The sequence below is a fragment of the Pseudomonas sp. PvP027 genome (assembly GCF_017833005.1).
Taxonomy (GTDB): Bacteria; Pseudomonadota; Gammaproteobacteria; order Pseudomonadales; family Pseudomonadaceae; genus Aquipseudomonas; species Aquipseudomonas congelans.
In genome coordinates, this window is sequence record NZ_JAFIBK010000001.1 from 1,054,447 (window position 1) to 1,075,249 (window position 20,803).

The 20,803-nt window shown below is 58.3% G+C and carries 19 protein-coding genes; 1 reads left to right on the forward strand and 18 read right to left on the reverse strand.

Annotated elements, in window-relative coordinates; genetic code table 11:
• Positions 1–27: 27 nt before the first annotated feature.
• The 9 genes from sucD to sdhC form a co-directional block, all read right to left on the reverse strand.
• Positions 28–909, reverse strand: a complete 882-nt coding sequence (gene sucD / locus JOE33_RS04105) for a succinate--CoA ligase subunit alpha (RefSeq protein WP_010432935.1) — start codon at positions 907–909, stop codon at positions 28–30.
• Positions 909–2,075 (reverse strand): ADP-forming succinate--CoA ligase subunit beta, encoded by a 1,167-nt coding sequence (gene sucC / locus JOE33_RS04110; protein ID WP_002552981.1) that lies wholly within the window; start codon positions 2,073–2,075, stop codon positions 909–911. Before sucC ends, sucD begins: the two co-directional genes overlap by 1 nt.
• A gap of 208 nt (positions 2,076–2,283) precedes the next feature.
• Positions 2,284–3,720 (reverse strand): dihydrolipoyl dehydrogenase, encoded by a 1,437-nt coding sequence (gene lpdA, locus JOE33_RS04115; protein WP_003394569.1) that lies wholly within the window; start codon positions 3,718–3,720, stop codon positions 2,284–2,286.
• Positions 3,721–3,892: 172 nt separating this feature from the next.
• Complete coding sequence (gene odhB, locus JOE33_RS04120) at positions 3,893–5,128, reverse strand: 2-oxoglutarate dehydrogenase complex dihydrolipoyllysine-residue succinyltransferase (protein ID WP_010432940.1); 1,236 nt, start codon at positions 5,126–5,128, stop codon at positions 3,893–3,895.
• A gap of 41 nt (positions 5,129–5,169) precedes the next feature.
• Positions 5,170–8,001 carry a 2-oxoglutarate dehydrogenase E1 component gene (locus tag JOE33_RS04125; RefSeq protein ID WP_003366703.1) on the reverse strand — a complete coding sequence of 944 codons (2,832 nt, stop codon included), beginning with the start codon at positions 7,999–8,001 and terminating at the stop codon, positions 5,170–5,172.
• A gap of 259 nt (positions 8,002–8,260) precedes the next feature.
• Complete coding sequence (locus JOE33_RS04130) at positions 8,261–8,965, reverse strand: succinate dehydrogenase iron-sulfur subunit (RefSeq protein ID WP_003343563.1); 705 nt, start codon at positions 8,963–8,965, stop codon at positions 8,261–8,263.
• A 12-nt stretch (positions 8,966–8,977) separates the two neighbouring features.
• Positions 8,978–10,750, reverse strand: coding sequence for a succinate dehydrogenase flavoprotein subunit (gene sdhA / locus JOE33_RS04135; RefSeq protein WP_003419913.1), 1,773 nt, complete (start codon positions 10,748–10,750; stop codon positions 8,978–8,980).
• A 3-nt stretch (positions 10,751–10,753) separates the two neighbouring features.
• Positions 10,754–11,122 (reverse strand): succinate dehydrogenase, hydrophobic membrane anchor protein, encoded by a 369-nt coding sequence (gene sdhD, locus JOE33_RS04140; RefSeq protein ID WP_003316551.1) that lies wholly within the window; start codon positions 11,120–11,122, stop codon positions 10,754–10,756.
• Complete coding sequence (sdhC, locus tag JOE33_RS04145) at positions 11,116–11,490, reverse strand: succinate dehydrogenase, cytochrome b556 subunit (protein ID WP_003423585.1); 375 nt, start codon at positions 11,488–11,490, stop codon at positions 11,116–11,118. The genes sdhD and sdhC overlap by 7 nt, the downstream gene beginning before the upstream one ends.
• A 361-nt stretch (positions 11,491–11,851) precedes the next feature.
• Between sdhC and gltA the strand changes: the two genes are divergently transcribed.
• Complete coding sequence (gltA, locus tag JOE33_RS04150) at positions 11,852–13,141, forward strand: citrate synthase (protein ID WP_010432950.1); 1,290 nt, start codon at positions 11,852–11,854, stop codon at positions 13,139–13,141.
• A gap of 64 nt (positions 13,142–13,205) precedes the next feature.
• Here the strand turns inward: gltA and JOE33_RS04155 are convergent, their stop codons facing one another.
• From JOE33_RS04155 to JOE33_RS04195, 9 genes are all read right to left on the reverse strand, one after another.
• A complete protein-coding gene (locus JOE33_RS04155; RefSeq protein WP_054993960.1) occupies positions 13,206–13,817 on the reverse strand; it encodes an START domain-containing protein in 612 nt (203 codons plus the stop codon).
• Between the two features lie 56 nt (positions 13,818–13,873).
• The gene (locus tag JOE33_RS04160) at positions 13,874–14,131 is read right to left on the reverse strand and encodes a YkgJ family cysteine cluster protein (protein ID WP_187625720.1); all 258 of its coding nucleotides are present in this window, start codon (positions 14,129–14,131) and stop codon (positions 13,874–13,876) included.
• Positions 14,132–14,225: 94 nt separating this feature from the next.
• Positions 14,226–14,867, reverse strand: a complete 642-nt coding sequence (locus JOE33_RS04165; RefSeq protein ID WP_080009252.1) for a translation initiation factor 2 — start codon at positions 14,865–14,867, stop codon at positions 14,226–14,228.
• Positions 14,868–14,981: 114 nt separating this feature from the next.
• A complete protein-coding gene (locus tag JOE33_RS04170) occupies positions 14,982–16,421 on the reverse strand; it encodes a PLP-dependent aminotransferase family protein (protein ID WP_010432961.1) in 1,440 nt (479 codons plus the stop codon).
• 217 nt (positions 16,422–16,638) lie between these two features.
• Positions 16,639–17,454 carry an OmpA family protein gene (locus JOE33_RS04175; protein ID WP_010432964.1) on the reverse strand — a complete coding sequence of 272 codons (816 nt, stop codon included), beginning with the start codon at positions 17,452–17,454 and terminating at the stop codon, positions 16,639–16,641.
• On the reverse strand, positions 17,451–17,804 hold the full coding sequence (locus tag JOE33_RS04180; protein ID WP_003345625.1) for a DUF4398 domain-containing protein: 354 nt from the start codon (positions 17,802–17,804) through the stop codon (positions 17,451–17,453). The genes JOE33_RS04175 and JOE33_RS04180 overlap by 4 nt, the downstream gene beginning before the upstream one ends.
• Positions 17,805–17,814: 10 nt before the next feature.
• Positions 17,815–18,642 (reverse strand): transporter substrate-binding domain-containing protein, encoded by an 828-nt coding sequence (locus JOE33_RS04185; RefSeq protein WP_096140313.1) that lies wholly within the window; start codon positions 18,640–18,642, stop codon positions 17,815–17,817.
• Positions 18,643–18,758: 116 nt separating this feature from the next.
• Positions 18,759–19,688, reverse strand: coding sequence for an FAD-binding protein (locus JOE33_RS04190; protein WP_010432975.1), 930 nt, complete (start codon positions 19,686–19,688; stop codon positions 18,759–18,761).
• Positions 19,689–20,438, reverse strand: coding sequence for an electron transfer flavoprotein subunit beta/FixA family protein (locus JOE33_RS04195; RefSeq protein ID WP_003394537.1), 750 nt, complete (start codon positions 20,436–20,438; stop codon positions 19,689–19,691).
• Between the last annotated feature and the right edge of the window lie 365 nt (positions 20,439–20,803).

Genomic DNA, 20,803 nt, shown 5'->3' on the forward strand with positions numbered 1-20,803 from the left:
GTCGATTACCCGAAAAGCAAGCGAGGCTTACTTGGTCGGCCAACCGGTCAGCTCGGCCAGGGCCTTGCCGATGTCTGCCAGGGAGCGCACGGTTTTTACGCCAGCGTCCTGCAGTGCAGCGAATTTCTCGTCTGCAGTACCCTTACCACCCGAGATGATTGCACCGGCATGGCCCATGCGCTTGCCCGGAGGAGCAGTCACACCAGCGATGTAGGAAACAACCGGCTTGGTTACGTGTGCCTTGATGTAGGCAGCCGCTTCTTCTTCAGCCGAACCGCCGATCTCGCCGATCATGACGATCGCTTCGGTCTTCGGGTCTTCCTGGAACAGCTTCAGGATGTCGATGAAGTTCGAGCCTGGGATCGGGTCACCGCCGATACCAACGCAGGTGGACTGACCGAAACCGGCGTCAGTGGTCTGCTTCACAGCTTCGTAAGTCAGGGTGCCGGAACGCGACACGATGCCTACCTTGCCTGGCAAGTGAATGTGACCTGGCATGATGCCAATCTTGCACTCGCCCGGAGTGATGACGCCTGGGCAGTTAGGACCGATCAGGACCACACCCAGCTCGTCGCACTTGACCTTGGCTTCCAGCATGTCGATGGTCGGGATGCCTTCGGTGATGCAAACGATCAGCTTGATGCCGCCGAACGCTGCTTCAAGGATGGAGTCCTTGCAGAAAGGAGCCGGAACGTAGATCACGCTGGCAGTAGCGCCAGTGGTTTCTACGGCTTCTTTAACAGTGTTGAACACTGGCAGGTTCAGGTGCGTGGTGCCGCCCTTGCCTGGTGTCACGCCGCCAACCATCTTGGTGCCGTAGGCAATGGCTTGCTCGGAGTGGAAGGTACCTTGCGAACCAGTGAAACCCTGGCAGATAACCTTGGTGTCTTTATTGATCAGGACGCTCATTACTTGCCCTCCGCGGCTTTGACAACTTGTTGAGCAGCGTCGGTCAGGCTGGTAGCAGCGATGATGTTCAAACCGCTTTCTGCCAGTACTTTAGCGCCCAGCTCAGCGTTGTTGCCTTCAAGGCGAACAACAACCGGGATTTTAACGCCGACTTCTTTCACTGCACCGATGATGCCTTCGGCAATCATGTCGCAACGAACGATGCCGCCGAAGATGTTGACCAGTACTGCAGCGACGTTGGTGTCGGACAGGATGATCTTGAACGCTTCGGTAACGCGTTCCTTGGTGGCACCGCCGCCAACGTCAAGGAAGTTTGCAGGCTTGCCGCCATGCAGGTTGACGATGTCCATGGTACCCATGGCCAGACCGGCACCGTTGACCATGCAGCCGATGTTGCCTTCCAGCGCAACGTAGTTCAGTTCGAACTTGGCTGCGTGAGCTTCGCGAGGATCGTCCTGCGAAGGATCGTGGAAGCCCTTCAGCTTTGGCTGACGGTACATGGCGTTGGCGTCGATGTTGATCTTGGCGTCCAGGCAGTGCAGATCGCCGTCAGCCTTGATCACCAGCGGGTTCACTTCCAGCAGCGCCAGGTCATGGTCCTGGAACAGCTTGGCCAGACCAGTGAAGATCTTGGCGAACTGAGTGACCTGCTTGCCTTCCAGACCCAGCTGGAATGCCAGATCGCGACCCTGGAACGGCTGAGCGCCGACCAGTGGATCGATGGTGGCCTTGAGAATCTTTTCAGGAGTGTCGTGAGCGATCTTCTCGATGTCCACGCCACCTTCGGTGGAAGCCATGAACACGATACGACGGCTGGAACGATCGACCACAGCGCCCAGATACAGCTCTTTGGCGATGTCGGTGCAGGACTCGACCAGGATCTTGGTCACTGGCTGACCGTTGGCGTCAGTCTGGTAAGTCACCAGGCGCTTGCCCAACCACTGTTGAGCGAACGCTGCAGCGTCTTCCTTGCTGCGAACCAGCTTTACGCCGCCCGCTTTACCGCGACCACCTGCGTGAACCTGGGCTTTGACGACCCACTCGGTCCCGCCGATCTTGTCGCAGGCTTCTGCTGCTGCTTCCGGGGTGTCTACCGCGTAACCCTTGGATACTGGCAGGCCGTACTCAGCGAACAGCTGCTTACCCTGATACTCGTGAAGATTCATGCTTATTACCGTCTTCGTTTAGGTACTGCGCATTCGGTGCTGCACGTCAGCGTGCCGCACCACCTGTGACCGCTACTCCGGGTGGACTCCGCAAGTGCCGTGGGACACTCGTGAAGCCGCCTGAGAGGTCGAGTCCGGCGCAGATTCCGCGGTAAGCCCTGCTTGCAAGGCCAACGACGGGCACTGCGTCGTGGTTTCTCTTGTTGTCTTAGCGTTTCTTGCGATTCTGGATATGGATGGCGCCGCCATTCACAGCCAGTGCAGCTTCATGCAGCGCTTCGGACAGGGTCGGGTGCGAGAAGACCATCATGCCGATGTCCTCTGCGCTGCTGCCGAATTCCATCGCGATTGCGCCCTGCTGTACCAGCTCTGCAGCGCTCGGGCCGATCACGTGAACACCCAGTACGCGGTCAGTCTTGGCGTCGGCAATGATCTTGACGAAACCGCCGGTGTCGTTGGCTGCCATGGCACGGCCGCTGGCTGCGAACGGGAATGTACCGACATTGACTTCAACGCCTTCGGCCTTGAGCGTCTGCTCGGTCTTGCCGACCCAGGCGATTTCCGGGTGGGTGTAGATAACCGACGGGATCAGGTTGTAGTTCATCTGGGCCTTGTGGCCCTTGATGCGCTCGACAACCATGATGCCCTCTTCCGAGGCCTTGTGCGCCAGCATCAGGCCGCGAACCACGTCACCAATGGCGTATACGCCCGGCACGCTGGTGGTGCAGTAGTCATCAACGTAGATGAAACCGCGCTCGTCCAGATCGACACCGCTGTCCGAAGCCAGCAGGTCGGTAGTGACAGGGCGACGGCCCACGGCAACGATCAGACGATCGAAGGTGATCGACTGTTCGCCGGCAGCGTCGGTGTAGCTGACCACAACCTGTTCGCCTTCGACCTTGGAACCGGTCACGCGAGCGCCCAGCTTGATGTCCAGGCCCTGCTTGTTGAAGGTTTTCAGTGCTTCCTTGGAAACCGCTTCGTCAGCTGCAGGGATGAACTTCTCCAGCGCTTCCAGAACGGTAACCTGAGCACCCAGGCGAGCCCAGACAGAACCCAGTTCCAGGCCGATCACGCCAGCGCCGATCACGCCCAGACGCTGTGGAACCTGTTGGAATTCAAGAGCACCAGTCGAATCGACGATGACTTTCTGGTCAACCGGAGCTGGCGGAATGTCGATAGGACGCGAACCCGAAGCCAGGATCACATGGTCCGCTTCGATGATTTCGACAGTGCCGTCGGCTGCGGTCAGCTCGACCTTCTTGCCGGCCAGCAGTTTGCCGTGACCCTGCAACGTGGTCACGCCATTGGCTTTGAACAGGCTGGCGACGCCGCCGGTCAGGCCTTTGACGATGGTCGACTTGCGGCCGATCATCGCTGGGATATCGATGTTCAGTTCAGATGTCGAGATGCCATGTACGCTGAAGCCGTTCTTGGCTTCATAGAATTTCCAGGAGCTGTCGAGCAGTGCCTTGGAAGGAATGCAACCCACGTTCAGGCAGGTACCGCCGAGGGCCAGTTTGCCCTCCTTGTCCTGATACTTCTCGATGCAGGCAGTCTTGAGACCAAGTTGCGCAGCCTTGATGGCGGCAACATAACCGCCAGGGCCTGCGCCAATCACTACCACGTCGAATTTCTGGGACATAAAAAAGAATTCCTCTATAGCTGCGAGCTTTAACCTGCAAGCTGCAGGCAGGTCTGTGATGCTTTACAGACGAGCGTTGCAACCTGTTCATTAGATGTAATCTGCAAGACCCGGGCTGTGCGACAGACTGCGCTCTTGCGCAGCCTGTCGTGTACAGCCCGGGACTGCGTCATCAAATATCCAGCAGCAGACGAGCCGGATCTTCCAGCAGGTTCTTGATGGTCACGAGGAAGGTTACCGCTTCCTTGCCGTCGATCAAACGGTGATCGTACGACAACGCCAGATACATCATCGGGCGAATCACAACCTGACCATTGACTGCCATCGGACGCTGCAGAATGTTGTGCATGCCCAGAATGGCAGCCTGTGGCGGGTTGACGATCGGCGTCGACATCATCGAACCGAAAGTACCACCATTGGTGATGGTGAACGTACCGCCGGTCATCTCGTCGATGGACAGTTTACCGTCACGGGCTTTCTTGCCGAAGGTGGCGATGCCGCCTTCGATTTCAGCCAGGCTCATGTGCTCTGCGTTACGCAGAACCGGTACGACCAGACCGCGGTCGCTGGAAACCGCAACACCGACGTCGGCATAGCCGTGGTAGACGATATCGGAACCGTCGATCGACGCGTTGACAGCCGGGAAGCGTTTCAGCGCCTCGGTGGCAGCCTTGACGAAGAACGACATGAAGCCCAGACGTACGCCGTTGTGCGACTTCTCGAACAGGTCCTTGTACTTCGAACGCAGCGCCATGACTTCGGTCATGTCGACTTCGTTGAACGTGGTCAGCATCGCCATGTTCGACTGGGCTTCGACCAGACGCTTGGCAACGGTTGCACGCACGCGAGTCATCGGTACACGCTTCTCGGTGCGATCGCCAGCGGCGACGACAGGAGCAGCGGCAGCAGCAGGCTTGGCAGCAGGCGCAGCGGCCGGAGCGGATTTCTTCGCTTCAACTGCAGCAACCACGTCTTCCTTGGTGATGCGGCCGTCTTTACCGGTGCCCTTGACGCTGGCCAGGTTGATGCCGTTTTCTTCAGCCAGTTGGCGCGCAGCAGGCGCAGCAATCGGGTCTTCTTCGCCAGCAGCCGCAGCCGGTGCAGCTGCTGGTGCCGAAGCAGGTGCGGAGGCAGGCGCAGCAGCAGGTGCCGGAGCAGCAGATGCTGTAGCACCGTCATTCAATGTCCCAAGCACTTCGTTGGACAGTACGATGGCACCCTCTTCCTTGGTGATCGCACCCATCACGCCGTCAGCCTCGGCCAGCACTTCGAGGACAACCTTGTCAGTCTCGATATCGACCAGCATCTCGTCACGTTTTACCGCATCGCCCTCTTTTTTGTACCACTTGGAAATGGTGCCGTCGGCAACGGATTCCGGGAAAGAGGGGGCTTTGATCTCGATAGCCATTATCTGTAATTCCTTAATTCGGTTTCTAATGCTCGAAGGCGTTAAACAGTGAAGGCATCTTGCAGCAGTTTTTCCTGCTGCTCGGCGTGCATCGAAGCGTAACCACACGCTGGAGCGGCAGAAGCATCACGACCGGCGTACTCGAGAACGAGCTCACGTTTGTGGTTGCCCATGCTGCGACGCAGGTGGTGTTGACTGCTGTACCAGGCACCCTGGTTCATCGGTTCTTCCTGGCACCAGACCACATGCTGCAGGTTGGTGTAAGGCGCGATGGTTTCCATCAAATCATCTTCAGGGAACGGATACAGCTGCTCGAGGCGAACGATGGCGATGTCTTCACGCCCTTCGGCACGGCGTTTTTCCAGCAGGTCGTAGTAAACCTTGCCGCTGCACAGCACCAGACGCGTGACCTTGGCCGGATCGAGGGTATCGATTTCCGGAATAACGGTCTGGAACGAGCCTTCGGCCAGATCTTCCAGGGTCGAAACAGCCAGCTTGTGACGCAGCAGCGACTTCGGTGTCAGCACGATCAGCGGCTTGCGCAGCGGACGGATGACCTGACGACGCAACAAGTGGTAGATCTGCGCCGGAGTCGTCGGTACGCACACCTGAATGTTGTGCTCGGCGCACAATTGCAGGTAACGCTCGAGACGGGCCGACGAGTGCTCTGGCCCCTGCCCTTCATAGCCATGAGGCAACAGCATGGTCAGACCGCACAGACGGCCCCACTTGTGCTCGCCGCTAGTGATGAACTGGTCGACAACCACCTGGGCACCGTTGGCGAAGTCGCCGAACTGGGCCTCCCAGATAACCAGCGCATCAGGCTGGGTGGTCGAATAGCCGTATTCGAATGCCAGTACGGCCTCTTCCGAAAGGAACGAGTCGTACAGGTCGAAACGTGGCTGACCGGAGTACAGATTCTGCAACGGGATATAGGTCCCGGCGTCTTTCTGGTTGTGCAGCACGGCGTGACGGTGCGAGAACGTACCGCGACCGATGTCCTGCCCTGTCATGCGGATCGGATGACCTTCGAAGGCCAGTGTGGCGTACGCCATGGTTTCGGCGTAACCCCAGTTGATGGGCAAGCCACCGGCCTGCATCTTCTGGCGGTCTTCGTAGATTTTCTGAACCTGACGCTGCACGACGAAGCCTTCCGGCAGCTCCATGAGCTTGGCGGACAGTTCCTGCAGGGTCTTGAGATCGAAGCGGGTGTCGTGACGCGCAGTCCAGGCATGGCCCAGGTATGGACGCCAGTCGACGAACAATTCCTTGTTCGGCTCCTTGACCAGACTTTTCACCACGTGCAGACCGTTGTCCAGCGCGCTGCGGTAATCGTCGACCTTGGCCTGAACGCGGGCATCGTCGAGAACGCCGGTCTTGATCAGATGCTCGGCATACAGCTCGCGCGTGGTGCGCTGCTTGGTGATCTGCTGGTACATCAGAGGCTGGGTGCCGCTCGGCTCGTCAGCTTCGTTGTGACCACGGCGACGGTAGCAGACCAGATCGATCACGATGTCGCGCTTGAACTGCATGCGGTAATCGATGGCCAGCTGAGTCACGAACATCACGGCTTCCGGATCATCCCCATTCACATGGAGGATCGGTGCCTGGATCATCTTGGCAACGTCGGTGGCGTACTCGGTAGAACGCGAGTCCAGCGGGTTGCTGATGGTGAAGCCCACCTGGTTGTTGATGACGATGTGGATCGTGCCGCCCGTCTTGAAGCCGCGAGTCTGCGACATCTGGAAGGTTTCCATGACCACGCCCTGACCGGCAAAGGCCGCGTCGCCGTGGAGGGAAATCGGCAGAACCTTGTCGCCGTTCGGATCGTTGCGACGATCCTGACGCGCACGCACCGACCCTTCGACCACCGGAGACACGATCTCCAGGTGAGACGGGTTGAAGGCCATGGCGAGGTGAACCTCACCGCCTGCGGTCATGACGTTGGAAGAGAAGCCCTGGTGGTATTTGACGTCACCGGAACCCAGTTCCACTTTCTTCTTGCCTTCGAACTCGTCGAACAGGTCGCGAGGGTTCTTGCCGAAGGTGTTCACCAGTACGTTGAGGCGACCACGGTGGGCCATGCCGATTACAACTTCCTTGGTGCCATAGGACCCGGAACGCTGAATCAGCTCGTCGAGCATCGGAATCAGGCTTTCGCCGCCTTCCAGACCGAAACGCTTGGTGCCCGGGTATTTGGTGCCCAGGTATTTTTCGAGGCCTTCAGCTGCAGTAACACGCTCGAGCAGGTGGCTCTGAATGTCAGCCGAGAACACCGGACGACCACGAACACTCTCGAGACGCTGCATGAACCAGTTGCGCTGCTCGGAATCCACGATGTGAGTGAACTCGGAGCCGATGGTGCGACAATATGTCTGCTGCAACGCTTCATGAATTTCGCGTAGGCTCGCTTCCTCTTTGCCGATGAACAGGTCGCCGGCACGGAAGGTCGTATCAAGATCGGCATTGGTCAAGCCGTAATGATTGATCGACAGATCCGCAGGCGCAGGGCGCTGCCACAGGCCCAGCGGATCGAGTTGGGCAGCCTGGTGGCCACGCATCCGATATGCCTGGATCAGTCGCAGCACTTCAACCTGCTTCTTCTCGTGTTCGCTGCTCACACTGCCGGCGGACACCGGTTGAGCGCGGCGCTGGTTTTTGGCCAGCAACACGAAATGATCGCGAATGGTCGAGTGCGATACATCAGTGGCAGAGCTGCCATCTGCTGGCAACTTCTGAAAGTAGGTGCGCCATTCTTCTGGCACAGCGTTAGGGTCGTGCAGGTAAAGCTCATAGAGCTCTTCCACATAGGCAGCGTTACCACCGGATAGGTGGGCACTGTTCCACATGCGCTGCATCACGCTTTCTTGCATGCTTGGTCACCCTCGGTAAGGGGACACCACCGGCGAAGACACCAGAGCAATCCTGAAATAGTCGTGTGCAGCGACTGTATCAAGTCACCAGGGATCACGCAGATAGTCCGGGTACCAGCCCGGATGCCCCTGCTGGTCTCATTTCTTCAAAATAAGAGCCGCAGCCTTGCGAGCTACTGCTCAGGTTAAAACTACGGCGCCGGTTGAAGCCTGCGCCGTAGCCACTTCAGTGTAACGGTGTAACAGATAAAGCGATGAATCAGACGCCGTTCTGCAACAACATGTTGCGCACGTGACCGATAGCCTTGGTTGGGTTAAGGCCCTTCGGACAAACGTTGACGCAGTTCATGATGCCGCGGCAGCGGAATACGCTGAACGGATCATCAAGCGAAGCCAGACGCTCACTGGTGCGAGTATCACGGCTGTCAGCCAGGAAACGGTAGGCTTGCAGCAGTGCAGCAGGACCCAGGAACTTGTCGGGGTTCCACCAGAAGGACGGGCAGGAAGTCGAGCAGCAAGCGCACAGGATGCACTCGTACAGACCATCGAGTTTTTCGCGCTCTTCCGGCGTTTGCAGACGTTCGATGGCCGGAGCCGGCGTGTCGTTCTGCAGGAATGGCTTCACCTTCTCGTACTGCTTGTAGAAGATGCTCATATCGACGACCAGGTCACGGATAACCGGCAGACCAGGCAGCGGACGTACGATCAGCTTGTTCTTGGCAACGACAGCCGACAGCGGCGTGATGCAGGCCAGGCCGTTCTTGCCGTTGATGTTCATGCCGTCGGAGCCGCACACGCCTTCACGGCACGAGCGACGATAAGAGAACCCTTGATCCTGTTCTTTGACCAGGGCGAGCACGTCCAGCACCATCAGGTCCTTGCCACCGGTATCGACCTGAAACTCCTGCATGAACGGCGCGGCGTCCTGCTCAGGGTTGTAACGATAAACACTGACTTGCAACATATCGGCCACCCCTTAATAAGTCCGAATCTTGGGTTCAAAAGTCGGAACAGTCTTCGGCGAGAAGTTAACGGCACGCTTGGTCACGCGCTTGTCACCCGGGAAATACAGGGTGTGGCACAACCAGTTCTCGTCGTCGCGATCTTCAAAGTCTTCGCGAGCGTGAGCGCCGCGGGACTCTTTACGATGCTCTGCGGCAATCGCCGTGGCTTCGGCAACTTCCAGCAGGTTTTGCAGTTCAAGCGCTTCGATACGGGCGGTGTTGAACGCCTGGCTCTTGTCGTTGATCTTGACGTTGGCGATGCGCACGCGCAGATCAGCCAGCTGGGCGATACCCTTCTGCATGTATTCGCCAGTACGGAATACACCGAAGTAGTTCTGCATGCAGCTCTGCAGCTCTTTACGCAGAGATGCAACGTCTTCACCGGTGGTACGCTCGTTCAGGCCGGCAAGGCGTGCGAGAGCAGCATCGATGTCGGACTCGGAAGCGCGCGCATAATCGACGCCTTCACGCAGAGCCTGCTCCAGGTGGATACCTGCAGCGCGACCGAACACCACCAGATCGAGCAGCGAGTTGCCGCCCAGACGGTTGGCGCCGTGAACCGATACGCAAGCCACTTCACCTACCGCGAACAGACCTGGAATGATCTGATCGACACCAGCCGCATCCTGAGTGATTGCCTGACCATGAATGTTGGTGGCAACGCCGCCCATCATGTAGTGGCAGGTCGGCACGACAGGAATCGGTGCGGTCGCAGGGTCGACGTGAGCGAAGGTCTTGGACAGCTCCATGATGCCTGGAAGACGGCTGTGCAGCACTTCTTCACCAAGGTGATCGAGCTTGAGCATCACATGATCGCCATCGGGACCACAGCCGTTACCGGCAATGATTTCCTTGACCATGGAACGCGCCACAACGTCACGACCGGCAAGGTCCTTGGCGTTCGGAGCATAACGCTCCATGAAACGCTCGCCGTGCTTGTTGATCAGGTAACCGCCTTCACCGCGGCAACCTTCAGTGACCAGTACACCTGCGCCGGCAATGCCGGTCGGGTGGAACTGCCACATTTCGATGTCCTGAACCGGAACACCGGCACGCAGCGCCATGCCGATACCGTCACCGGTATTGATCAGGGCATTGGTTGTCGACGAGTAGATACGGCCTGCACCGCCGGTTGCCAGCACGGTTGCATTGGCACGGATGTACGAGGTTTCGCCTGTCTCGATGCAGATCGCGATGATGCCGACAAAGGCGCCATCGTTGTTCTTCACCAGATCCACCGCATAGTATTCGTTGAGGAATACAGTGCCGGCCTTCAGGTTGGCCTGATACAGGGTGTGCAGCAGTGCGTGACCGGTACGGTCGGCGGCAGCGCAGGTACGGGCAGCCTGCCCGCCCTTGCCGAAGTCCTTGGACTGGCCGCCGAACGGACGCTGGTAGATGCGGCCCTGCTCGGTACGGGAGAACGGCAGGCCCATGTGCTCGAGCTCGAAGACTGCTTCCGGACCTACGGAACACATGTATTCGATAGCGTCCTGGTCACCGATGTAGTCGGAACCCTTGACGGTATCGTACATGTGCCAGCGCCAGTCATCGTTCGGATCGGCAGAAGCGATTGCACAGGTGATGCCACCCTGGGCGGATACGGTGTGCGAGCGGGTCGGGAAGACCTTGGTGACCACGGCAGTCTTGTGACCACCCTGGGCGAGCTGCAGCGCAGCGCGCATGCCGGCACCGCCACCACCAATGATGATGGCGTCGAAAGAAAGCGCATTAATGTTAGCCATGGATCAGATACCCCAAAGAATCTGCACGCCCCAGACGAAGTAGGCGAACATCAGAACGCCGCATACCGCCTGGAACAGGAAACGTACTGCAGTTGCGGACTTGCCCAGCGCCATCGGCGTCAGGTAGTCGGTCGCGATGGTCCACATGCCGACCCAGGCGTGAGCGCCAAGGGCAACGAGGGCCAGGAGACTGAAGATACGCATTCCGTTGTGAGCGAACAGACCATGCCATTGGGCGTAGCTCAGACCCGGGTGAAAGACCATGTAACCGATCAGGAAAATGAAATAAGCCGCGAGCACGACTGCGGAAACACGCTGAGCCATCCAGTCATAGAGGCCCGAACGCGACAGGTTGGTGACGTTGGTTACCATATCCATACTCCCGCCAGAAGAATCAGAATCACGGAGACCGCGATAACGATTTTGGAGCCCAGCTTGCCGCCTTCAAGCGTCTCGCCTACCCCCGAGTCCATGATGAGGTGACGAATACCGGCCACCAGGTGGTACAGCAGGGCAGACAGAAGTCCCCAGATGATCAGCTTGGCCAGCGGACTGGTCATATACGCCTTGACTTCACCAAACCCCTCTTCGGAAGCCAGCGACTTGTCCATTGCATACAGCATGATTGCAATACCGACAAAGAGGATGACACCGGAGATGCGGTGAAGGATGGACGTGTAAGCGGTGACTGGGAGCTTGATGGTCCTTAGGTCTAGATTTACAGGTCGTTGGCTATTCACGGCTTTTTTTCACACTGAAGAGCCCCTAACAATCAGGGCAAGTTGTTGGGAAGTGCACTGGTCAGGTACCCACCACCCAGGAAGTGACGACCCCCTTGAAACAGGCCAAAAGCCTCTGGCGGTCGGACGCCGAGTATAGACAGTTAGGTCACTAATGACAACGCGCAGACTTACCGCCAATAGCGGATTGCGTTGCCGCGACAAAAGGCGTAAACGGCAGTAAACCGTCTGCAAAATCCACGGCCGAGCCCTTGCGGAACACGACTTTAGGCAAATTGACTTTAGAATTTATCTCACTATAGTGATGCGGGCCCTGCGTGGGGGGCCTGTCTGATGATTTGAAGCATAAATAGGAGGCCATATGGCTGACAAAAAAGCGCAGTTGATCATCGAGGGCGCTGCCCCCGTCGAGCTGCCAATTCTGACCGGTACAGTGGGTCCGGACGTGATCGACGTACGCGGCCTGACCGCCACCGGCCGCTTCACATTTGACCCTGGCTTCATGTCCACGGCCTCTTGCGATTCGAAGATCACCTACATCGATGGTGATAATGGCATTCTGTTGCACCGCGGCTACCCGATCGAACAACTGGCCGAGCAGTCCGACTACCTGGAAACCTGCTACCTGCTGCTCAACGGCGAACTGCCCACCGCCGAGCAGAAAGCCCAGTTCGTGGCCGTGGTCAAGAACCACACGATGGTTCACGAACAGCTCAAGACCTTTTTCAACGGTTTCCGCCGTGACGCCCACCCGATGGCCGTCATGTGTGGTGTAGTCGGCGCCCTGTCAGCGTTCTACCACGACTCTCTGGACATCAATAACCCGCAGCATCGCGAGATTTCCGCGATCCGCCTGGTTGCCAAGATGCCGACCCTGGCAGCGATGGTCTACAAGTACTCCATGGGCCAGCCCATGATGTATCCGCGCAATGACCTCAGCTACGCGGAAAACTTCCTGCACATGATGTTCAACACACCGTGCGAGATCAAACCGATCAGCCCGGTGCTGGCCAAGGCGATGGACAAGATCTTCATCCTCCACGCCGATCACGAGCAGAACGCTTCAACCTCCACCGTGCGCATGGCGGGTTCTTCGGGCGCCAACCCGTTCGCCTGTATCGCCGCCGGTATCGCAGCGCTCTGGGGCCCTGCCCACGGCGGCGCCAACGAAGCGGTACTGACCATGCTCGATGAAATCGGCGATGTGTCGAACATCGACAAGTTCATTGCCAAGGCCAAGGACAAGAACGATCCGTTCAAGCTCATGGGCTTCGGTCACCGCGTGTACAAGAACCGTGACCCGCGCGCCACCGTAATGAAGCAGACCTGCGACGAAGTACTGAAAGAGCTGGGCATCACCAACGATCCTCAACTCGAACTGGCCATGCGCCTCGAAGAGATCGCCCTGACCGATCCGTACTTCATCGAGCGCTCGCTGTACCCGAACGTCGACTTCTATTCGGGCATCATCCTCAAGGCCATCGGCATTCCGACCAGCATGTTCACCGTGATCTTCGCCCTGGCGCGGACCGTCGGCTGGATCTCGCACTGGAAGGAAATGCTCTCCAGCCCTTACAAGATCGGTCGCCCTCGCCAGCTGTACACCGGCAACGTGCAACGCGACATCGTCGCCCTGCAAGACCGCAAGTAAGCGCCACGCGCAAAAAAAGGGCTGCCATTGGCAGCCCTTTTTTGTGCCCGCTACCCGGTGCAAATCATGGGGTTTGCGCGGCACGCTCCCTGAGGGCCTTCAGGGTATTGAACGGCGCATCGACAACGAACTTGTTGGCCAGCATCGAAGGCACACTGCCGCCCGGCTCGGTGTGAACCTGATAGGTTACTTCAGTCTGGTTCGGCCCCTTTGGCACCATTTTCCAGAAGCCCTTGACCTCGGTCACGCGCACATACCCCTTCTCCTCGGGAATATACGAAGGCTGCTCTTCGAGGTTGCGGGTAACACTCCCGTCAGCGCCTTCCTGAGTGGTGATCAGCAATACGGAATCGCGAGGCGTCACCGGCCAGGGAGTGTTGAACTGGCTGTAGGTCCAGGTCTTGTTGCCTTCGTGCTTGAGCACTTTCTGCAACTTGCACTCGTGAATCCAGGCGCAGGCCCCCGCGACATCCTCCTGGAGCGCACGCAACTTGCTCACGCTGGCATTGATCAGCGCAATGCCCTGATAAGCCTTGTAATCGGACCCGGGAACGTCGCTCAACGAAACCTTGATGCCGTCCTGATTCTTGGCCTCTTTCCACACTTCAGCCTGCGCCGTTCCGGCAAGCAATACAGTGAAACCACAAGCAACAACCGTGCGATACAGCGGACCCATTGTTTTATTCCTTGTTTTGAAGTTCCGAAGAAGCATTTGTGCTCGAAAACACTTTTTCAGGCCACCGCAGTGGCTTTTTCCCACCAACCGATCAGGCGAATGGCATCCGCCTGATCGGCACCGCAGACATCCTCTGCCGCCCTGAACTGACTGCACACCGCGGGGCGTTCAGTCCTGCCGAACAAGGCGCACAGAAACTCCACCGAAAGGTGCAGACAACGTTCACCTGCAGGCTTTCCGTCGGGCATACCGGGTATGGGAGACGTGATGGAAGGCGCTATGCAGCACGCGCCACAACCGGAACGGCAGTCCATGACCAGACACCCTTACTTGAAAATTGGAAAAGAGGAAGGATATTAACCGTCAAAACGTCTGTTTGAAAACGCCGTATCGGACGACAGGCAGGACTTACTGCTTGAATTTGAAGTCCAGCGCAGCGCCTTCTACATCGCGACGGTTATCGTTGCGCATTTGCAACTGCATTTCGTTGGTCAGCAATCGCCCCTCGAGCTCGAACGGGCCGGGGTTGGCGGAATCGCCCTTGTCGCTGAACATCTGCGGCAATATCGGCTTGCGCTTGCTGGTAATCACCTTGGCAGGCGGGTCGAGCTCCTTGACCAGCTCGGGAGGCAGGCTCAGGTCCAGCTTGGGCGCTTTGATTCGCACATCCTTGACGCTGGCCGTCTTGGCATCCTTGGCGTTCTTGCGCTTGCTTGCAGGCGCCTTGGCTGCCGCGACCTTGGAGGAAGATTTTTCGGAGGCCGCCGACTTGGCGCTTTGTGGCGCTGCAGGTTCCGATTTTTCCTTTCCGACCACCACAGGCACGACCGGCACGCCCGGCATCAGTTGATGCATGGTGTCCGGGGCCTTGATTTGTCTGGCATCGGTGGCAGCTGTATCCGCAGGTGCCTCAGTCTTCAGATGCACCTCGGGCGATACCGGCGCGGTGATGACCGCTTCGGTCTTGGGTTTGGGCACAGGGGTATCCGGAGCGTCACAACCACTCAGAAGTACGACGACAAGCAATCCGAGACAGCGAAAAACATTCATAGGCAAAAAGTCAGGCAAGACAGTGGCAAAAAGCCGGAAAGAAACACATGCTGTCCTTTTGAGGCCAACCTGACAAGGCAAGAGTTCCGAAGAATTGACAAATATCTTTGCCAATCAATAAGCCTGAACAGCCTCCTGACATAACTGCTTGGCCAGAATCCCCAATGTCATCAATGCACGCTCGGCTTCCTTGTTCCACTTCATGCCGCAATTCAAACGGATACAGTGGTTGAACTGCTCGGTATTACTGAAAATCAGCCCCGGGGCAATACTGATGCCCTGCTCAAGCGCACGGACGTGCAACTCCTGGGTATTGACCCGCCCCGGCAGACTGACCCAGAGGATAAAGCCCCCTGCGGGACGACTCATCTGCGTGCCTTCGGGAAAGAACTGCTGCACCGCCAGCTGATAGGCACTGAGGTTTTTGCGATATTCAAGACGAATGAAGCGCAGGTGCCGATCATAGCCGCCGTTTTCGAGATACGCCGCGACGGCCATTTGCGTGACGCTGCACGCCGAGTGAGTACTGAAAGTCTGCAGGCGCTGAATTTCCGCCTGGTATTTGCCGGCTATCATCCAGCCGATGCGCACACCCGGCGATAAGGTCTTGGAGAAGCTCGAGCAGTAAATCACCCTCCCCAGTCGGTCGAAGGCCTTGAGCGCCTTGGTCCGCCCTACTTCGAACATCAACTCGCCGTAGACGTCGTCTTCAACCACCTGGATATCGAAATCCGAGGCTAGCCGCAGCAGGTTTTTCTGCCGCTCCTCCGGCATGGTGCCGCCCAGTGGATTACTCAGTCGCGAGGTCAGCACCAAGGCCTTGATGGACCATTGATTGGCTGCCAGCTGCAATGCTTCAAGACTGATGCCGGTGGCCGGGTCACTGGGGATTTCGATGACCTTCAAACCCAGCAGGTCGGCAAGTTGCAGCAAACCATAATAGGCTGGCGACTCGGCGGCAATCAGATCGCCGGGCCGGGTCAGCACCCGCAGGGCCATCTGCAGCGCATCCACGCAGCCGTGAGTGATCACCACTTCCGACGGGTCGACCACCACGCCGGCGTCGCGCATGCGGATGGCAACCTGCCTGCGCAAGGGTTCGAAGCCGGGGCTGAACATGTAACTGAAGGCCCGCGGGCTGTGAAAGCGCGTGACCTTGGCCAGCTGCTGATGCAGCGCGCGCACCGGCAGGTAATCCACGTGAGGCACCGCGGCCCCGAGGGCGAACACGCCTTCGCGGCGGGACTCTTCGAGTACCTGCTGGATAATGCTGCTGCGCGTGACCAGGCCGGGGCGTTCGACACGCGCGATATCCGGGGTCGAAGCCGTCAGAGCGGGCGTTTGATGCACGTAGTAGCCGGACTGAGGACGTGCCCGTATCAGCCCCTGGTCTTCAAGGTTCGCGTAGGCCTGCAATACGGTTGCATGGCTGACGTTGAGCTGCGAACTCATTTTGCGAACGGACGGGACACGCTCGCCGGGCTGATACACACCACGACGGATGTCTTCGGCCAACTGCTGAGCGATACGCTGGTAGAGCAAGAGATTGGTCATGACACAGCCTCGAAAAGACCGGCGATTTATTATTTTTGAAAATACAGATGCGTAATAACCGGCACAGACCGGAAGTGTACGGGAACAGTTTTAAATCAGGCCAGCATCGATGGTCGCTGAGTGAAAATAAACGCGGGCAGAAACGCCATAATCAATGCGATTAAAGACAAAAAAGCCCGAGGCCGTTTCCGGCGTCGGGCTTTTTATCGCTTTTTTATCAGCGAGCTGCGCCCAGCTGACCTTTTTCGTCCGAGAAAACGATTTCGACCCGCCTGTTTTGCGCACGACCCCGCTCGGAGGTATTGGCATTCACAGGAAACTCCTGGCCGTAGCCTTCGACATGGATACGTTTTTCATCGACACCCAGGTCCATCAGCACATCGGCGACAGCCTGTGCCCGATCTTTCGAGAGCTTCAGGTTCTCCTGACGATCGCCCGTGCTGTCGGTATAACCTTCGATCCGGACCACTCGACGCGGGTTGATCTGCAGAAACTGCACAACCTTGAGAATGGTGCGGCTGGCCGAGTTTTTCAGCTCGGCATGTCCGGCGTCGAACAGCACATCGCCCAGGGTCATGACCAGACCGCGGTCGGTTTCGGTGGTGGCCAGGCTGAGGATCTGATCCTCCAGCCAACGGCCCTGCTGCTGAGCGCTGGCCAGCTTGGCCTCACGCAGTGCCAGCTGCATACGCTGACGCTCCATGTCCATTTTCGCCAGACGCTCCTGACTCAGCATCAGGTTGCTGTGCTCGCGCGCGATTTCGCTATAGCGACTGCTGAGGTAAGCGTAATGAGCGACATCGGCACCGCTCCCCAGGTAACTGGACAGACGCTCGGCGCGGGCCAGCGACTCACCCGCGCGAATGACATCTTTGGGCGCACTGCGCAGCACATCGGTATCTTCCTTGACCTTCTGGAAGTCGGCACTGGCCTGCTGCAAGGCCTGGCCGCTGTCCTTGTGACCGGCACAACCGTAAAGGCCAGCCGCCCCCAGCAACAGACACACACTCAGGACACGAGGAATACGGTTCATTGCGCCTCTCCCAGCTGCTTGCGCAAGCGATTGAGGCGGGTATTCAATTGATTGACCTGCTCCTGGCTCTTGAGGGTCAGCACTCGCGCTTCGGCCAGGCGCGCATCAAGCTCGGCCTGCTCGGCTTTCATGCGTGCATCCTTGTAAGCGTGGCTTGCCATGGAGGCGCGTGCTTCGGCAAATCCTGCCTGAGCGACTTCCATCTCGGGTTGATCGTCACTCGCGCCGACCGCCTTGGCCTGCTCCAGCGCCTGCTCGGTCAGTTTGAACTGCTCGGTTGGTACCGGATCACTGGCACAACCGGCCAGCGTGGCGATTGCCATGACGGCAATTGAAAAACGAATACTCACAAAAACTTCCCTACTTGTTGGGTGCGCTGGCGCCGGCAGGTTGCAGCAGTTGGGCTTTCCACAACTCCAGGTTATGCCTGATGACATCACCCGCAAGGCCAGAGGCGGCCGATTCTGTCATCTTTTTCGCCAGCTGTCCGCGCAACCATGGTTCATTGCAAGCCGAGTTGAACGACAAGGCCAGATAAAAACCCGGCGTATCGACCGGTAGAGGCTGCGCTGTCAGGTCTTTGGAAAGACCCAGCGTCTGCACCATGACCATACCGGCATAACGCCCGGCAAGCACATAATCCACCTCACCCAGGGCGAGCTTCTGGAACGCGGGTGTAAGTGCGGGCAGGCGCTCAAGGGTCAGATTCTGTCTGGTCAGCGCATCAAAGGAAGGCGTCAGACGGGTCTTTTCCGAGATGGCGCCGGGATGGCCCTGCAGCTCACTGACGGCATTAAACGGCACGCTGTGATCGTGGCGCGTCCAGACCATGATGTCGTTCTGCACGATCGGCGGATGAATGTAATCCAGCGCTTCGAGTTGTGCAGCATTCAACGGCGCATCAGCCAGCAGGTCCATGCGTCCCGTACGCACCTCTTCGAGTGCCTGACTGCGTTTGCCGCCATACAGAAACTCGACCTTGATACCCAGTTCGCCTGCTGCCTGAGTCAGCAGATCGGCATTGGCGCCCATCAGGTGACGCGGGTCCTGGGGATCACGCCACAGATAAGGCGGCGCGTCCGGGCTGCCGGTCACGATCAGACGCTCGCACTTGCCTGCGGCGGATGCCAGCGACGGCAGCGCGACCAGCCCGAAGAGAAGCGAAGAGAGCAGCCGGGAATGCACCATGAAAAGTCCTTTCGATACCCAATAAAAAACCCGTTCGATCCGGGCAGGCGCACCATAAACCGCTGGTGTGCGAACCCCGAATGGAACGGGTTCTCTTTATAGTGGAAGCGCGTGGCTTAAACCAGCTTCTCCAGCTCGGGGATGGCTTCGAACAAGTCAGCCACCAGACCGTAATCGGCGACCTGGAAGATCGGCGCCTCTTCATCCTTGTTGATCGCCACGATCACCTTGGAATCCTTCATACCCGCCAGATGCTGAATCGCACCGGAAATACCGACCGCGATGTACAGCTGAGGAGCGACGATCTTGCCGGTCTGACCGACCTGCATGTCGTTGGGTACGAAACCGGCATCGACCGCAGCACGGGAAGCGCCCACTGCCGCACCGAGCTTGTCGGCCAGCGTGTACAGATGCCTGAAGTTGTCGCCGTTCTGCATGCCGCGACCACCGGAAACGACGATCTTCGCTGCTGTCAGCTCCGGACGATCGGATTTGGCCAGCTCCTCACCAACGAAGCTGGACTTACCCGCATCGTGGGCAGCCGACACTGCTTCAACAGCGGCCGAGCCCCCCTCTGCAGCCACCGGGTCGAAGCCGGTGGCACGTACGGTGATGACCTTGACCGCCGCAGTCGACTGCACGGTGGCGATGGCGTTACCGGCGTAGATCGGACGAGTGAAGGTGTCGGCGGAAACCACCGAAACGATCTCGGAGATCTGGTCGACATCCAGCTGCGCAGCAACGCGCGGCAGGATGTTCTTGCCATTGGAGGTTGCAGCAGCCAGAACATGGCTATGACCTGCAGCCAGTTCCACGACCAGGGGTGCGATGTTTTCAGGCAGTTGGTGCGCGTAGGCTTCGTGGTCGGCCACCAGCACTTTCGCCACACCGGCAATCTTGGCGGCGGCGTCGGCAACGGCGCTAACGCCGGAACCGGCCACCAGCAAATGAATGTCACCGCCAATCTTCTGGGCAGCAGCAAGGGTGTTGAGCGTAGCCGGGGCTACGGTCGCATTGTCGTGTTCAGCGATAACCAGGATCGTCATTTAGATTACCTTCGCTTCGTTTTTCAGTTTCTCGACCAGTTCAGCCACAGACTTGACCTTGATGCCGGCGCTGCGCGCAGCCGGTGCTTCAACCTTGAGAGTCTTGTTGGTCGAGGCCGTGGAAACGCCCAGTGCATCCGGAGTCAGCACCTCAAGCGGCTTCTTCTTGGCCTTCATGATGTTGGGCAGCGAAGCGTAGCGTGGCTCGTTCAGACGCAGGTCCGTGGTCACGATGGCTGGCAGGCTCAGGGAAACGGTCTGCAGGCCGCCGTCGATTTCACGGGTCACGGCAACCTTGTCACCGGTCACTTCAACCTTGGATGCGAACGTACCCTGCGGGTAGCCGCTCAACGCAGCCAGCATCTGGCCGGTCTGGTTGTTATCGCTGTCGATGGCCTGTTTGCCAAGGATCACCAGCTGCGGCTGCTCCTTGTCGACCACGGCCTTGAGCAGTTTGGCCACGGCCAGAGAAGTCAGCTCCTCGGCGGACTCGACCAGCACGGCACGGTCGGCACCCAGTGCCAGGGCGGTACGCAGTTGTTCCTGAGCGGTGGTCGGACCGATGGTGACGACGACGATCTCGGTGGCTACACCCTTCTCTTTAAGACGAACCGCCTCTTCAACGGCGATTTCGCAGAACGGGTTCATGGACATTTTGACGTTGGCAAGATCGACGCCGGAGTTGTCCGCCTTGACGCGAACCTTGACGTTGTAGTCGACCACTCGTTTGACAGCTACAAGAACCTTCATGGATTCCTCACTCTCCGGTGAAAAGAAGTCGCCCGGCGGCACCAGGCGATCGATATGTGTCCTCAACAAGCAATCGCTATGCGTGCAGGCCATTCGGACGGCTTTAAAAAGCCATATAAAAGCCGGGAGTCACCCGTCAAGCAGCGGCTGGGTGTGTAAAATGCGCCGTGCGACGTTGACCTGTTGCCTGCAGCGCGTCTGCCTGATGCCTTTTGAGAGATTGCCCGCAATCCGGGAACCTCGTTTCAGCCTACGGCAAACGCAAAACCGCCCGTATATTGACCGCAACGCCTTTTCCGGTCAATACGCCAAATCGGCCAGTTCCGAGTCTGGTGTCTTTGATTTATCTGGCCTGCGGCCGATTC

Bases quoted from the DNA above. Each gene is read 5' to 3' on its own strand.
- JOE33_RS04175 (WP_010432964.1), bottom strand. From the start codon at position 17,454: ATGAACCGTATTCCTCGTGTCCTGAGTGTGTGTCTGTTGCTGGGGGCG.
- odhB (WP_010432940.1), bottom strand. From the start codon at position 5,128: ATGGCTATCGAGATCAAAGCCCCCTCTTTCCCGGAATCCGTTGCCGAC.
- JOE33_RS04195 (WP_003394537.1), bottom strand. From the start codon at position 20,438: ATGAAGGTTCTTGTAGCTGTCAAACGAGTGGTCGACTACAACGTCAAG.
- lpdA (WP_003394569.1), bottom strand. From the start codon at position 3,720: ATGTCCCAGAAATTCGACGTGGTAGTGATTGGCGCAGGCCCTGGCGGT.
- sdhA (WP_003419913.1), bottom strand. From the start codon at position 10,750: ATGGCTAACATTAATGCGCTTTCTTTCGACGCCATCATCATTGGTGGT.
- JOE33_RS04165 (WP_080009252.1), bottom strand. From the start codon at position 14,867: ATGAATGTTTTTCGCTGTCTCGGATTGCTTGTCGTCGTACTTCTGAGT.
- JOE33_RS04185 (WP_096140313.1), bottom strand. From the start codon at position 18,642: ATGGTGCATTCCCGGCTGCTCTCTTCGCTTCTCTTCGGGCTGGTCGCG.
- JOE33_RS04125 (WP_003366703.1), bottom strand. From the start codon at position 8,001: ATGCAAGAAAGCGTGATGCAGCGCATGTGGAACAGTGCCCACCTATCC.
- sucD (WP_010432935.1), bottom strand. From the start codon at position 909: ATGAGCGTCCTGATCAATAAAGACACCAAGGTTATCTGCCAGGGTTTC.
- JOE33_RS04170 (WP_010432961.1), bottom strand. From the start codon at position 16,421: ATGACCAATCTCTTGCTCTACCAGCGTATCGCTCAGCAGTTGGCCGAA.
- sdhD (WP_003316551.1), bottom strand. From the start codon at position 11,122: ATGGTAACCAACGTCACCAACCTGTCGCGTTCGGGCCTCTATGACTGG.
- JOE33_RS04155 (WP_054993960.1), bottom strand. From the start codon at position 13,817: ATGGGTCCGCTGTATCGCACGGTTGTTGCTTGTGGTTTCACTGTATTG.
- sucC (WP_002552981.1), bottom strand. From the start codon at position 2,075: ATGAATCTTCACGAGTATCAGGGTAAGCAGCTGTTCGCTGAGTACGGC.
- JOE33_RS04190 (WP_010432975.1), bottom strand. From the start codon at position 19,688: ATGACGATCCTGGTTATCGCTGAACACGACAATGCGACCGTAGCCCCG.
- JOE33_RS04160 (WP_187625720.1), bottom strand. From the start codon at position 14,131: ATGGACTGCCGTTCCGGTTGTGGCGCGTGCTGCATAGCGCCTTCCATC.
- gltA (WP_010432950.1), top strand. From the start codon at position 11,852: ATGGCTGACAAAAAAGCGCAGTTGATCATCGAGGGCGCTGCCCCCGTC.
- JOE33_RS04130 (WP_003343563.1), bottom strand. From the start codon at position 8,965: ATGTTGCAAGTCAGTGTTTATCGTTACAACCCTGAGCAGGACGCCGCG.